At 42.2% G+C, this 14,342-nt stretch carries 14 protein-coding genes; all 14 read left to right on the top strand.

Going from position 1 to position 14,342, the window contains the following annotated elements:
- Positions 1 to 91: 91 nt before the first annotated feature.
- The 14 genes from cpsA (at position 92) to RIN70_RS09765 (ending at position 14,291) form a co-directional block, all read left to right on the top strand.
- Positions 92 to 1,561, top strand: a complete 1,470-nt coding sequence (gene cpsA / locus RIN70_RS09830; protein ID WP_024055170.1) for an LCP family glycopolymer transferase CpsA — start codon at positions 92 to 94, stop codon at positions 1,559 to 1,561.
- A complete protein-coding gene (gene cps4B / locus RIN70_RS09825; RefSeq protein ID WP_070464689.1) occupies positions 1,558 to 2,289 on the top strand; it encodes a capsular polysaccharide biosynthesis protein Cps4B in 732 nt (243 codons plus the stop codon). The genes cpsA and cps4B overlap by 4 nt, the downstream gene beginning before the upstream one ends.
- 44 nt (positions 2,290 to 2,333) lie before the next feature.
- Complete coding sequence (locus RIN70_RS09820) at positions 2,334 to 3,029, top strand: Wzz/FepE/Etk N-terminal domain-containing protein (protein WP_049472727.1); 696 nt, start codon at positions 2,334 to 2,336, stop codon at positions 3,027 to 3,029.
- A gap of 12 nt (positions 3,030 to 3,041) precedes the next feature.
- A complete protein-coding gene (locus RIN70_RS09815) occupies positions 3,042 to 3,734 on the top strand; it encodes a tyrosine-protein kinase (RefSeq protein ID WP_021154082.1) in 693 nt (230 codons plus the stop codon).
- A gap of 19 nt (positions 3,735 to 3,753) precedes the next feature.
- Entirely contained in the window at positions 3,754 to 5,130 is a 1,377-nt protein-coding gene (locus tag RIN70_RS09810; protein WP_201087990.1) for a sugar transferase, read from the top strand.
- Between the two features lie 3 nt (positions 5,131 to 5,133).
- Entirely contained in the window at positions 5,134 to 5,919 is a 786-nt protein-coding gene (locus tag RIN70_RS09805) for a LicD family protein (RefSeq protein WP_023919863.1), read from the top strand.
- Positions 5,920 to 5,936: 17 nt separating this feature from the next.
- Positions 5,937 to 6,662, top strand: coding sequence for a WecB/TagA/CpsF family glycosyltransferase (locus tag RIN70_RS09800; protein WP_371106568.1), 726 nt, complete (start codon positions 5,937 to 5,939; stop codon positions 6,660 to 6,662).
- The gene (locus RIN70_RS09795; protein WP_313790576.1) at positions 6,637 to 7,722 is read left to right on the top strand and encodes a glycosyltransferase family 4 protein; all 1,086 of its coding nucleotides are present in this window, start codon (positions 6,637 to 6,639) and stop codon (positions 7,720 to 7,722) included. The genes RIN70_RS09800 and RIN70_RS09795 overlap by 26 nt, the downstream gene beginning before the upstream one ends.
- Positions 7,719 to 8,813 carry a non-hydrolyzing UDP-N-acetylglucosamine 2-epimerase gene (gene wecB, locus RIN70_RS09790; protein WP_201037434.1) on the top strand — a complete coding sequence of 365 codons (1,095 nt, stop codon included), beginning with the start codon at positions 7,719 to 7,721 and terminating at the stop codon, positions 8,811 to 8,813. Before RIN70_RS09795 ends, wecB begins: the two co-directional genes overlap by 4 nt.
- Positions 8,813 to 9,778: a glycosyltransferase family 2 protein gene (locus RIN70_RS09785; protein WP_070661585.1), complete on the top strand. Its 966-nt coding sequence runs from the start codon at positions 8,813 to 8,815 to the stop codon at positions 9,776 to 9,778. Before wecB ends, RIN70_RS09785 begins: the two co-directional genes overlap by 1 nt.
- A 56-nt stretch (positions 9,779 to 9,834) precedes the next feature.
- A complete protein-coding gene (locus tag RIN70_RS09780) occupies positions 9,835 to 10,542 on the top strand; it encodes an IspD/TarI family cytidylyltransferase (RefSeq protein WP_313790575.1) in 708 nt (235 codons plus the stop codon).
- A gap of 1 nt (position 10,543) precedes the next feature.
- Positions 10,544 to 11,569 (top strand): zinc-binding dehydrogenase, encoded by a 1,026-nt coding sequence (locus tag RIN70_RS09775; RefSeq protein ID WP_070661579.1) that lies wholly within the window; start codon positions 10,544 to 10,546, stop codon positions 11,567 to 11,569.
- Positions 11,570 to 11,575: 6 nt separating this feature from the next.
- The gene (locus RIN70_RS09770; RefSeq protein WP_070661576.1) at positions 11,576 to 12,994 is read left to right on the top strand and encodes a flippase; all 1,419 of its coding nucleotides are present in this window, start codon (positions 11,576 to 11,578) and stop codon (positions 12,992 to 12,994) included.
- Between the two features lie 139 nt (positions 12,995 to 13,133).
- Positions 13,134 to 14,291, top strand: a complete 1,158-nt coding sequence (locus tag RIN70_RS09765) for a polysaccharide polymerase (RefSeq protein ID WP_070661573.1) — start codon at positions 13,134 to 13,136, stop codon at positions 14,289 to 14,291.
- Positions 14,292 to 14,342 lie beyond the last annotated feature (51 nt).

Raw genomic sequence — 14,342 nt, 5'->3', positions numbered from 1 at the left:
ATGTCCATAATGGACAAAAAAGTGATAATTAATGCATTTTTTGCTAAAAATATGTTACAATAAATATGATTAGGACTAATTGGAGGTATTTATGTCACAAAGGAGACGGAGTCGTCGTTCAGAACATAAGTGGGGGCAATTGCGAATCATTAATTCCGTATTGCTTATTTTTTTGCTTATGACTGCAAGTTGGGCGACCTATACCATGTTGGCCAATAACATCTTGGCTTTTCGTTATGTCAATGTTCTCGTGATTGCACTACTAGCTCTTCTCTTGCTCTTATCAGCTTGGTTTGTGATCAAAAATCAGGCCAAAAAAACAACTTTGGTCCTGCTTCTTGTCGGCTTATTGGCTAGTTCAGGAGTTTTGTTTGCTAGTCAACAGCTGCTGAATCTGACCAGTAATGTCAATGGCCACTCTAACTATACAGAGTTTGAGATGGCTGTCTATGTCAAGAAAGACAGTGACATCAAAGATATTAAAGAAATCAAGGAAGTGGTAGCCCCAAAGGGCAACAATAACGAAGCCAATCTCACTGCCCTCTTGGACAACATCAAAAAGACCAAGGGTCAGGAAATTTCTGTAGTGGATGCACCGACTTATCTAGATGCCTATAAGAGCCTGCAAGAAGGGAATGCTTCTGCTATGGTGCTCAACAGTACTTTTGAAGATACCATCGCTGCAGAAGATGCGGACTATGCGAAGAAGTTGAAGAAAATCTATTCCTACAAGATCCGAAAAGAAGTGGCAGCGACGAGCAAGGTGTCTGCCAATGCGGATGTCTTTAACATCTATGTCAGCGGGATCGATACCTATGGCCCAGTAACCTCGGTTTCACGTTCAGATGTCAATATCATCATGACGGTCAATCGAAAGACCAAGCAAGTCCTATTGACAACGACTCCACGGGATGCCTATGTACCGATTGCAGATGGTGGTAACAACCAGAACGATAAGTTGACCCACGCGGGGATCTACGGAGTGGATGCTTCGATCCATACCCTTGAGAATCTCTATGATATCAAGCTCAACTACTACGTTCGTCTCAATTTCACCTCCTTCCTCAAGTTGATTGACCTTCTAGGGGGAATCGATGTGGAAAATGACCAAGAATTCACGAGCCTTCATGGCAAGTTCCATTTCCCAGTTGGAAAGGTTCATTTGAATTCAGAGCAAGCTCTCGGTTTTGTCCGAGAACGCTACTCTCTCCAAGGTGGCGACAATGACCGTGGTAAAAACCAAGAAAAAGTCATTGCGGCCATTATCAAAAAGTTGACCTCTACCAAGGTCTTAAGCAACTACAATGAGATTATCGGAAACCTCCAAGATTCTGTCCAAACCAATATGCAGTTGCCGACTATGATGAACTTGATCAATACCCAGTTAGAAACGGGTGGTTCTTATGAGGTGACTTCTCAAGCGATTACCGGTCAAGGACGAAATGACTTGCCGTCTTATGCTATGCCTGGTTACAACCTCTATGTCATGGAGTTGGATCAAGCCAGCTTGACCAAGGCAAAAGAAACCATCCAAAAAGTTATGGAAGGAAAAGAAAAATGATTGATATCCACTCGCACATCGTCTTTGATGTGGATGATGGACCAAAGACAAGAGAAGATACGCGCGCCTTATTGGAAGAAAGCTATCACCAAGGGGTACGGACCATTATCTCCACTTCTCATCGTCGCAAGGGAATGTTTGAAACTCCCGAAGAAAAGATTTCTGAAAATTTTCAAGAAGTGAAAAAAATTGCGGCAGAGGTCGCGCCAGATTTAACGATTCATTACGGGGCAGAGATCTACTTTACTAATGATGTCTTGAAAAAACTGGAAGAAAAGATCATTCCACGTTTGGCAGAGACGCGCTTTGCACTAATTGAATTCAGCATGGGAACGCCTTACAAGGAGATTCATACGGCCTTGGACCGTTTGCTCCATCTAGGTGTGACACCGGTGGTGGCCCATATTGAGCGCTACAAGTGCTTGGAGAAAAATGAGGAGCGCGTGCAAGAGATGATTGACATGGGCTGCTACATGCAGATCAATAGTTCCAGCGTTCTCAAGCCTCGCCTATTTGGGGATGAGCAAAAACAACTGAAAAAACGAGCTCGGTACTTCTTAGAAAAAGACTTGGTGCACTTTGTGGCCAGTGATATGCACAATGTAGATAAACGGCCGCCTTATATGGCAGAAGCCTATCGCTTGATCAAGGAAGAATACGGAGAACAACGAGCACAAGCTCTCTTTGTCAGCAATCAAGAACTCTTGTTAGCGGATGAATTAATCTAACCAGGAAACAGGTGGAGAGATCCACATGAAGGAGTAATTAGGAAATGAACAATCAAGAAAATCAAGCAGTGGAAATTGATGTTTTCGCTATGCTGAAGACCCTATGGAAACGCAAGTTTTCGATCGTTTTGGTCGCTCTTGTCTTTGCCATTGCAGCATTTGGCTACAGTGCCTTTTTAGCCAAGAAAGAATACCAAAGTACTAGCCGGATCTATGTGGTCAGTCGTCAAAACCAAGACAACAATGCCTTGACAAACTCTGATTTGCAGGCGGGTTCTTACTTGGTTAAGGACTACCGTGAAATCATTCTTTCTCAAAATGTCTTGAGTCAAGCCATCGAAGAATTGAAACTCGATATGACACCTGCTGAGTTGTCGAAAAAGATCAGTGTATCCGTTCCTACAGATACTCGTATCCTTTCGATCACGGCTAAGGACGGAAATCCAAAAGAGGCAGCTCGTATTGCCAATGGCCTTCGGAATGTAGCAGCTGAAAAGATCATTTCTGTGACCAAGGTGTCAGATGTTACGACCTTGGATGAAGCAGAAGTGCCTCAATCACCTTCTTCACCAAATATCCGACGCAATGTCCTTCTTGGCTTCATTGCTGGAGCAGGCCTCATGGTGGTTCTCATGGTCGTAGTAGAAGTCTTGGACGATCGTGTCAAGAGACCAGAAGATATCGAAGAGTTGATGGGCTTAACCTTACTTGGTATTGTGCCAGATATTAAGAAACTGTAGACTGGGGATCGCATGAATACGTTAGAAATTTCAAAAAATAAATTACAAGAAATTCGGAAGGCAGAAGAATACTTCAATGCCCTTGCGACGAATATCCAATTGAGTGGGGTGGACTTAAAAGTCATCGCTATCTCATCTGTTCAAGAAAATGAAGGGAAATCAACCACTTCAACCAACTTGGCCGTTGCCTTTGCGCGTGCGGGTTACAAGACCCTCTTGGTCGACTGTGATATCCGGAACTCTGTCATGACAGGGATTTTCCGTAGTCGGGATAAGATCCAAGGCTTGACTGACTTCTTATCTGGTCGTAGCCAATTGGACCAAATCTTGTATGCGACTGATTTTCCAAACTTGGATATCATCGAGTCTGGACAGGTCGCGCCAAACCCAACAGGTCTCTTGCAAAGCAAGAACTTCACTGTGATGATGGATGCCTTGCGTGAGCATTTTGACTACATCATTGTCGATACGCCTCCAATCGGGGTCGTGATCGATGCGGCCATTATCGCCCAACGCTGTGATGGAACTGTCTTGATCACAGAATCTGGTGCCAATGGACGCAAGGCTGTCCAAAAGGCCAAGGACCAATTAGAACAAACAGGCACACCTTTCTTAGGAGTAGTGCTCAATAAATTTAACATTAAAGCTGCTGAGTATGGTTCATACGGTGGGTATGGATCTTACGGAGAGTACGGGAAAAAGTAAAGAATAGGATTGAGGGAAAATGGGAGAAGAAAGAATTGAACTGGAAAAACTAAATATTGTTCTCTTTCAAAGTTTAGCTGTCCTATTTTCAGCTTACATTGTGAGTCTTTTTAAGAATGCAGAATACACGTCACAGACGATCGCCATTCTCTATCTCTTGCATTTTGTAGCCTTTTACATTAGCAATATTGCCTATCGTTTTTATAGCAGAGGCTATCTAGATGAGCTCTTTCAGGTCTTGAAATACAACGTATTTTTCGCTGTTGGGATCACCTTTACCTCTTTTATGCTCGATGGGGTCTTTTCCATCTCTCGTCGGGGGATGATCTACTTCTTTCTTTTCAATACGTTTTCCGTCTATATCATGGATCTCTTGCTCAAGAGATACCGGAAGTCTGTTTCACCACGACGGAAAAGTTCGCGAAAGATTTTCTTGATCACAGCGACCAGTCGGATGGAAAAGGTATTTGATATTCTGCATTCGCCTAGCCTTTATCATGGGGAACTGATCGGTGTCACCGTCATGGACGATACGGATTTTGCTCATTCGGGTGTACGGGTGGTGCATCCAGATCAAATGATGAACTTTGTGACCAAGGAAGTGGTGGATGAAGTGTTTATTAATCTGCCAAGTGAGGACTACAATATTAGTGACTTCGTCTCGGAGTTTGAGAGTATGGGGATCGATGTATCGGTTAATCTCAATGCCTTTAACTTCGCTTCCTTGGGTAATAAACGGGTTCGAGAAGTCGGGGGACTAAGTGTCGTCACTTTCTCAACCAATTTTTACAAGCCGAGTCACGTCTTTGCTAAACGTCTCTTGGATATTGCGGGAGCCCTCTTTGGTCTCTTGATTTGTGGACTAGTGAGTATCGTTTTGGTCCCTCTAATCCGTAAAGATGGCGGCCCTGCCTTCTTTGTACAGAAGCGGGTCGGAAAGAACGGACGGTATTTCAACTTCTATAAATTCCGCTCCATGCGCGTGGATGCCGAAGAGATTAAAAAAGATCTCATGGCACAAAATACCATGACTGGTGGCATGTTTAAGATGGAAAACGATCCACGGGTAACCCCAATCGGACGCTTTATCCGTAAGACCAGTCTGGATGAATTGCCACAATTTTACAATGTGTTGATCGGTGATATGAGTCTAGTCGGAACTCGTCCTCCAACGGTAGACGAATACCAAGACTATACGCCAGCCCAAAAACGCCGACTCAGTTTCAAGCCAGGGATTACAGGCCTTTGGCAAGTGAGCGGACGCAGTGAGATTACAGATTTTGACGAAGTGGTCAAACTCGACGTTGCGTATATGGATGGTTGGACGATCTGGAGAGATATTCAGATCCTGCTCAAGACCGTGAAGGTTGTACTTAGAAAAGAAGGAGCGAAGTAGGCTGTGAGTAAAGTTAGACAGATTCAATTAGGAGAACTATCCTTATTAGAAAAGTATATTGAGATTTGCACAAAACACAATCTTCGATACTATGCTTTAGGGGGCACTTTATTGGGAGCTATTCGTCACAAGGGCTTTATTCCTTGGGATGACGATATGGATTTGGGCATGCCTAGAAAAGACTATGAAAAATTTCTGGAAATTTGCCAAAACGAATTACCAAGCAATGTCATCTTGAGAATCCATGATGATAATTTAGGCAATACATCTATCATGGATACCTCACTTCAAATTGAATTTGGTGGGGTTGTGTGTAGTCCTTTTATCGATGTGTTTCCTTTAGATGGTTACCCATCAGATGGCTTCCACTATTTCTTGCACACCAATAAAATTAAGTATTACCGTGCCCTTTCCAAAATATCTGTCATCAATCGATTGCACAATCGCGACCGAGGTTTCTTTGAAAATTCAATTGTGAAGGTTTCTAAGATCCTTCACCTAGACAAATTACTAAATACTGAAAAAATCAATCAAAAGTTACAAAATACGATTAAAAAATATGACTTTGAGACAAGTGATCTCGTGGGAAATGTCTTAGGATCCTATCGCGAGAGAGAATTGGCCTACAAAGAGGTATTTGGGGAGCCACAACTCCTTGATTTTGAAACTATTAAAATCAGTGGTCATGCTGATCCGGATGCTTATTTGACAAAGATCTATGGCGATTATATGAAGTTGCCTGAAGAATCAGAGCAAAAAGGTCACTTTGAATCCACTTGGGGAGAATAAGCTTGAAAAGTTTTACAATGATGGGGGTCAGAATTGACCCTTTAACAATGGCAGAAACCGTTGCTGCTACAGAAAAATTTGTACGAGATAAAAAACCACTCCATTTGATGGGGGTCAACGCAGATAAGCTCAATCAGTGTGCGACAGACGAAGCCATCAAGAAGATAGTTAATGAATCTGAAATCATTAATGCAGACGGTGCTTCTGTTGTTCTCGCAGCGCGCTATTTGGGCTATTCTGTACCAGAGCGCGTGGCAGGCATTGATTTGATGCAGGAATTGCTCCATTTGGCCAATGAAAAAGGCTACTCTGTCTACTTCTTCGGGGCAAAAGAGGAAGTCTTGACAGATATGTTAACTATCTTTAAAAAGGATTATCCGAATCTCCGAGTAGTGGGGCATCGCAATGGCTATTTCTCTGCTGAAGAGGAAGAGGCTATTCAAGAAGATATTCGTGAGAAGAATCCAGATTTTGTCTTTGTCGGCATTACCTCTCCTAAAAAAGAGTACTTGATCCAGAAGTTTATGGACAATGGAGTCAACTCTGTCTTTATGGGAGTGGGAGGAAGCTTTGATGTCCTTTCAGGACATATCAAGCGGGCACCTATGTGGATGCAAAAGGCCAATCTGGAATGGTTGTTCCGTGTGGCCAATGAACCAAAACGCCTCTTTAAGCGCTATTTTGTGGGAAATGCCACTTTTATTAAGAGAGTAGTACATGAAAAACGGAAAGCAAAAAAATAATATTCTGCACATTTCGCGGACCATGGATATCGGTGGGGCAGAACGCATTGTCTATCAGTTGGCGACAGACCTCAAGGATGAATTCGACCAGGTTCATGTCGCATCAACTGGTGGATTGTGGGAAGAAAAACTAGCAGAGAATGGGATTCAACACCATCGGATTCTAGACGTCGATAGCAAACAGCCAGCTACTGTGCTTAAGATTCTTGCTAGTCTTTCCAAGATCATCAAAGAAAATGAGATCACTCTTGTTCACACCCATCACCGGATGGCTGCTTTCTATATTCGTTTGCTGCAGATGCGCCATCCAAAATTGATCCATGTCTACACAGCCCATAATGTTTTCAAGGATAAATTACCACTTTATAAATTCGCCCTAGGAAAGGCTCGAACGGTTGCTGTCAGTCAAGCTGTCCAGGAAAATATCCTTAATGATGTAAGGTCAAAAAACTCTGTTGTGATTTATAATGGAGTGAAAATGAAACAAAGTGAGCATACAGTAAATGAAATTACTAAATGTGACGGTATCAAAATAGGCTGTATCGCTCGCTTATCCGAACAAAAAGGCTTACCCTACCTGATCCAAGCCATGTCACTTGTGACAAATCCAAGTGTATCCTTGTTTCTTGTCGGTGACGGAGAATTGAAAAATGATTTGATAAATCAAACAAAAGAGCTCGGTCTGGAAGAAAGAATTCATTTTTTGGGCTACCGAAGCGACGTGGTAGAGTGTATCAATAGCTTTGACTTTTGTGTCCTTCCGTCTGTCTTTGAAGGATTTGGATTGGTCGCAATCGAGGCTTTTATGAACGGCAAAACGATGATTGCAACAGATATTCCAGGTGTGAACGAAGTAGTGAATTCTGAGAATGGGCTCCTCGTCCCAGCTGAGGATCCGCAAGCCTTAGCTCAAGCAATTAAACAATTGGCAGAGAATCCTGAGAAAAGAGCCTCTTTAGCTGCTCAAGCAAAGAGAGATTATGATAACAAGTTTAGCTATCCGATCTTTTTAAACAACTATCGCAACTTTTACCAATCGATGAGGAAGGGTTCAAAATGAAAAAAGTAATGTTAGTGTTTGGGACGCGCCCAGAAGCCATTAAAATGTGTCCTTTGGTCAATGAACTCAAACAACACGATACCATTGAAACGGTAGTCTGTGTAACAGGGCAGCACAAGGAAATGCTGGACCAAGTCTTAGACGTTTTTCGTGTTGTTCCAGACTATAATCTAGGCATTATGAAGGCCAATCAAACATTATTTACCATCACGACCTCTATATTGGAAAAAATCCAACCAGTCTTGGAGCAAGAAAAACCTGATATTGTCCTCGTCCATGGAGATACCACAACCACCTTTGCAACAGCTTTGGCGGCCTTTTATATGGGCATCAAAGTGGGGCATGTGGAAGCAGGCCTTCGGACTTACAATCTCCAAAGCCCATACCCTGAAGAGTTTAACCGTCAAGCTACTTCCATAGTGGCAGATTACAATTTTGCTCCAACCCAGGTTTCAAAAGAGAATCTTCAAAAAGAAGGACGGACCAATATTTTCGTTACAGGAAATACCGTTATTGATGCCTTAAAAACTACAGTCCAAGAAGACTACGACCACCCTATATTGGAATGGGCAAAAGGAAGCAAGCTCATCATGTTGACGGCCCACCGTCGCGAGAATCTTGGAGAACCTATGGAGCACATGTTCCGTGCGGTCAACCGGATTTTAGAAGAGTTTGAAGATGTCAAGGTGGTCTATCCTATTCACAAAAATCCAAAAGTCAGAGAATTGGCTAGCAAGATTTTTGGAGAGAATGAGCGAATGAAAATCATTGAGCCTTTGGAAGTGATTGATTTTCATAATTTCATGAACCAAAGCTATATGATCTTGACGGACTCAGGTGGCGTCCAAGAAGAAGCGCCTTCTTTAGGGAAGCCCGTCCTTGTCATGCGTGATACGACAGAGCGTCCAGAAGGTGTGGCTGCAGGGACTTTGAAATTGGTCGGAACAGAAGAAGAAAACATCTATCGCAACTTCAAGCTCCTTCTGGAAGACCAAGATGAATACGAGAAGATGAGCCAGGCAAGTAATCCTTATGGGGATGGAACGGCTTGTCAACAGATTGTAGAAATTATCATGAAGGGATTAGCATAATGGAAAAGGTTTCGATTGTCATACCGGTCTATAATGTCGAGGAGTATTTACAGTATAGTGTCGGTAGTCTTAGACAACAGACCTATTCAAATATTGAAATCATCCTAGTCGATGATGGATCGACGGATCGATCAGGAGAAATTTGTGACCAGTATGCTCAGGAAGATGACCGTATTCGAGTGCTCCATCTTCAAAATGGGGGATTGTCTAATGCTCGAAATACAGGAGTGAAAGCTGCGACAACTGACTGGATTATCTTCCTTGATTCAGATGATTATTATGATCGTAGAACTGTTGAATATTTAATGGGATTGAAAGACCAGTATAATGTTGACCTCGTATCGACCCCGGTCATTGAAGTCAGAAGTTATGAGGACAAAGATTTTTCAGGAGATCTAAATGAAAAGGGCGCTAGGAAATTAGAACGCCATACAGCTCTGATAGAAATGTTCTATGGTCACCACGTTGGGACCCATTCAGGAGGAAAACTCTACAAGAAAGAGATCTTACTCCAACATCCCTATCCAGAAGGAATGATTTATGAAGATTTGGCTGTTGCTTATGAACATATTGCTTGTTGTGAGGAAATTGCAGTTAGCGATCTAAATCTTTATAAATACTATCGAAGACCAGGGAGTATCGTCAATTCTTCTTATAGCGATCGGCTCTTGAATTTCTACAAGGCCATGGAATGGAACAGAGCCTATGTCGAGCGAGACTATCCTGATGATCCGGAAATGAAAAAAGCGGTCAATACCCGCTATGTCTTTAATGGCTTGCATGTGGTCCATGCCTTATTAGGTTCTCAAATGTATGACCAAGTCAATAAGATTCGCAAAGAGTATCGTCGCTATTGGAAAGATATTCTAATCAATTCACATATTACAAGAAAAAATAAACTCAAATACCTTCTTTTGCTCCTTTCTCCTCATTTGTATCAAAAGGTGAGAGCAAAACTAGGCTAGATTGCTAAATAGCCATGTTCTAGAGAAGGGAAATGAGACAACACAGGAGGTTTAGGATGATTTATGCAGGGATTTTAGCAGGTGGGACAGGCTCACGGATGGGGATTACGGATATGCCCAAACAATTTTTGGATTTGGGGGGACGTCCTATTTTAATCCATACCGTTGAGAAGTTCTTATTAGTCCATGAGATTCAAAAGATTGTATTGGGGATTCATCCGGACTGGGTGACCTATACGGAAGACCTGGTCGACAAATACTTGGCTTCTTATAAGGATCGGATCGTGGTTGTAGAGGGAGGAAGTGACCGCAACTCTACCATCGAAAACATCATCTTGGCTATCGATGAGGTGCAACCTTTAACAGATGAGGATATTATCGTCACTCATGATTCCGTTCGTCCCTTTGTCAGCCTCAAAACTATCCAAGAAAACATTGAACTAGCTAAGAGTCATGATGTGGTGGATACAGTGGTCGAAGCGACCGATACCATTGTTCAAAGCTTCGATAATACCTTTATCACGGATATCCCAGAACGTCAATACCTCTATCAGGGTCAAACCCCTCAAACCTTCAAAATGAAAGACTTCCTTGCCTTGTACCATGATTTGAGTGACCAGCAGAAAGAAGTCTTGACAGATGCCTGCAAGATCTTTGTCATTAATGGCAAAAAAGTTGCCCTTGCAAAAGGGGAATATTCCAATATTAAAATTACGACGATTACAGATTTGAAAATTGCACGCGGTATGATTGAGGACAATTAATATGTTGAACCAAATCTTTCAGCTGACCCAGCCGAAAAACATCACCATCAAATACCAAGAAGAAGACATGAGCCGTGGAGACAAGGTGTTGATTCGCCCTTATTACATGGCTATTTGTCATGCGGACCAACGTTACTATCAAGGGAAGCGGGATCCTAAAGTGCTTAAAAAGAAATTACCCATGGCCCTGATCCATGAGTCGTCTGGTATCGTGGTAGCGGATCCTACGGGGACCTATCAACCAGGACAGATCGTGGCTATGGTTCCCAATCAGCCTCCCCATCAATCAGAGGGTGCCTTCTTTGAAAATTATTTGGAGGGGACACACTTCTTGTCTAGTGGTTTTAATGGCTTTATGCAGGAAGTGGTTGCCTTACCGCTGGATCGTGTAGTGGCTTACCCAGAGGAAGTTCGAGGCCCTGTGACAGCTTTAGCGGAGTTTAGTAGTGTTGCTATGCATGCCATTCATCGATTTGATCTTATTGCCCACCAACGAAGAGAGTCAGTTTTGATTTTAGGTGACGGTAGTCTTTCATATGTTGTTGCGACTTCTTTGCACTATCTTTACCCAGAGTTGAAAATTACGGTCGTAGGGCGCAATAGTGATAAACTGCAATTGTTTAATTTTATCCATCAGGCGATTTTGACCAGCGAGTTGACAGACGATCAACGGTTTGATCACGCCTTTGAATGTACTGGTGGTCAAGGAAGCGAACCAGCCATCAATGATATTATTGATCATATCAAACCCCAAGGAACTGTGATGTTGATGGGGGTTAGTGACAACCGGGTCGCAGTCAATACAAGGGATGTTCTTGAAAAGGGCTTGACTTTTGTAGGGTCTTCTCGCTCAGGTCGTGAAGATTTCGAGCGGGCTGTAGAGATGCTGGCTAATCGTCGAGTCCAAAGTCGTTTGAAAAACATTATCCACGTTGATGGAGAAGTTCAAACCATTCCAGATATTCATCGAGCTTTTGCGACGGATTTGATCACACCGTTTAAAACGGTCTTCAAGTGGGGATTGTAGACAGTCATGAAAGTGTTAAAAAATTACGCCTATAATCTCTCCTACCAGTTGCTGGTGATTATCTTGCCGATTATCACCACCCCATATGTGACACGGGTCTTTAGCTCGAATGACTTGGGGACCTATGGTTATTTCAACTCCATCGTCACCTATTTTATCCTTTTGGCGACCTTGGGAGTGGCTAACTACGGAACCAAGGAGATCTCAGGACACCGCAAAGACATTCAAAAGAATTTCTGGGGGATTTATACCCTCCAGTTGGGAGCGACCTTTGTGTCCATCCTACTCTATGTCTTGCTGTGCTTGGCGCTACCTTCCATGCAAAATCCTGTCGCTTATATCTTAGGACTTAGCTTGGTTTCTAAGGGACTCGATATCTCCTGGCTTTTTCAGGGGTTAGAGGACTTCCGCAAGATTACGGTTCGGAATATCACGGTCAAACTGGTTGGAGTCATCTCCATCTTCTTGTTTGTCAAATCTGCCAATGATTTGTATCTCTATGTATTCTTACTCACTATCTTTGAGCTCTTAGGTCAGCTCAGCATGTGGCTACCTGCTCGGGAGTTCATTGGGAAAGCCCATTTTGATTTGGCTTATGCACGGGTGCACTTAAAACCGGTCATTCTGCTCTTTTTACCGCAGATTGCCATTTCCCTCTATGTCACCTTGGATCGAACTATGCTGGGTGCTCTCGCCTCTACAAAGGATGTAGGGATTTATGACCAGGCCTTGAAATTGGTTAATATTTTGCTGACCCTTGTGACGTCTTTAGGAAGTGTCATGCTTCCGCGCGTGGCGAGTCTCTTGGCTTCAGGAGACCACAAGGCTGTCAATAAGATGCACCAAATGTCCTTTTTGATCTATAATTTGGTCATTTTCCCAATTATTGCGGGTATGCTGATCGTCAACGATGACTTTGTTCGATTCTTCTTAGGGAAGGATTTCCAAGATGCTCGCTATGCCATCGCTATCATGATCTTCCGTATGTTCTTCATCGGATGGACCAATATCATGGGGATTCAAATTCTCATCCCGCATGATAAGAACAAAGAATTTATGCTGTCAACTACGATTCCTGCTATCGTCAGTGTCGGGTTGAATGTGCTCTTCTTACCTCATTTTGGTTTTATCGGTGCAGCCATTGTATCCGTCTTAACAGAATCCTTGGTATGGCTGATTCAATTGTACTATACCCGTCATTACCTCAGGGAAGTTCCAATTATTGGGTCTATGACAAAAATTATTTTTGCATCTGCTGTGATGTATGGCCTCTTGCTCCTTATAAAACCATTCCTACATTTCACCCCTACTCTGAATGTACTCGTGTATGCGGTGCTTGGTGGGATCATTTATCTGATCGCTATCCTATCTCTGAGAGTGGTAGATGTGAAAGAATTAAAACAACAATTTTTAAATAAACAGTAGAGAGTAGAAAGGAAGGATATGAATTTTTAAGTAAACAAAATCTTTAGAAAAGAATGCTATAGCAGGGGTGTTCCCTAAGCAGGCCTTCTAATCTAAACAGAATGAGCTTTTCTTTAAAAATTCTTTATCAGGTAATTTAATGATAAAAATGAAATTTGACGATCTACTGGTTGGTTTTGTCGTCTCGATTGTGATCTTCTTTAATACAATATCCACTACGATGTTAAATAAGGGCTTTTTGCATGTTGGTGCGAGCTCCCTCTTAGTGGTTGTAGCTCTCTTATTGCTTCGTTTTTTTAATAAAATCTCGATTCCCTATCATTATCTAATCTTGTCTGCCATGTTATTGATGGTAGCTGTTATGGTTTATTTCAAGACGGATAAGTTAAATTTCTTAGTTTATTCTCTCTTAATGGTTTTACTGGTCAATGCGGATAGGAAAGTCATTTTAAAAACTTATGTAGGTGTTGCAGGTACGATAGTCCTTACAGTATTTCTATTGTCACTGTTAAAGGTAGTTCCAAACTTACAATATAGTCGGGGTGCTGTTATCCGTAATTCATTTGGGTTTATCTATCCAACAGATTTCGCAGCCCATTGTTTCTACCTTTATGTCGCAATCTCCTATTTGCTAAAAGATCGGTATATTGGCTTACGATCTCTGAGCGGCGTTCTTCTAGCTCTCTTTATTATCAAGTTCTGTGACGCTCGTATGAATGCGATCTCGCTTTTGGTCGCTGTCTTGCTCTTTCTCTTCTTCTATTTCACAAAAGAGAAAAAGTTGAAGTTGTACCACTTGTTGCCCTATTCGATCATCCTTTTTTCAAGCGGAATGATCTACTTGACCTATCATTTCTCCTGGTCATCTCCACTTTATGTTCAAATTAATCAATTCATTACAGGTCGGTTAGCCTTGGGTAAAAATGCTTTTAATTTATATCCTTTGAATTGGTTTGGAACAAGAGAGGTTCAGTTTATTGGATCCGGAGGAAGCACAGAGTCTGTCCTCAATTATAATTATGTCGATTCGTCTTATGTTCAGATGTTATTTACATATGGTATCGTACCGGTTGCTTTATTAGTCGGCATTTATGTCATTGTTTCAAAATATGAATTCAAGAAGGGGCGTTATTTATTTGTTGCGATCTTGTCCCTCATTGCAATTAACTGTATGATTGAAGCATTTTGGTTTGTACCGACTTATAACATCTTTATGTTCACACTTTTTGCGACAGAAGTTGTCAAAAAGAAGCCGAACCATTCCCTCTCTTATAGTGAGGAAATTGGGGGGATTTGAAGATCTAATCTATAGCTATGAGTCTATGATACGGCTGAGAGCTTAGATATA

Origin of the sequence: Streptococcus parasanguinis, assembly GCF_032163505.1 — a bacterium.
Taxonomy (GTDB): Bacteria; Bacillota; Bacilli; order Lactobacillales; family Streptococcaceae; genus Streptococcus; species Streptococcus parasanguinis_V.
The sequence above is the reverse complement of the archived record's forward strand: the minus strand, read 5'-3'. Positions and strand labels throughout refer to the sequence as shown.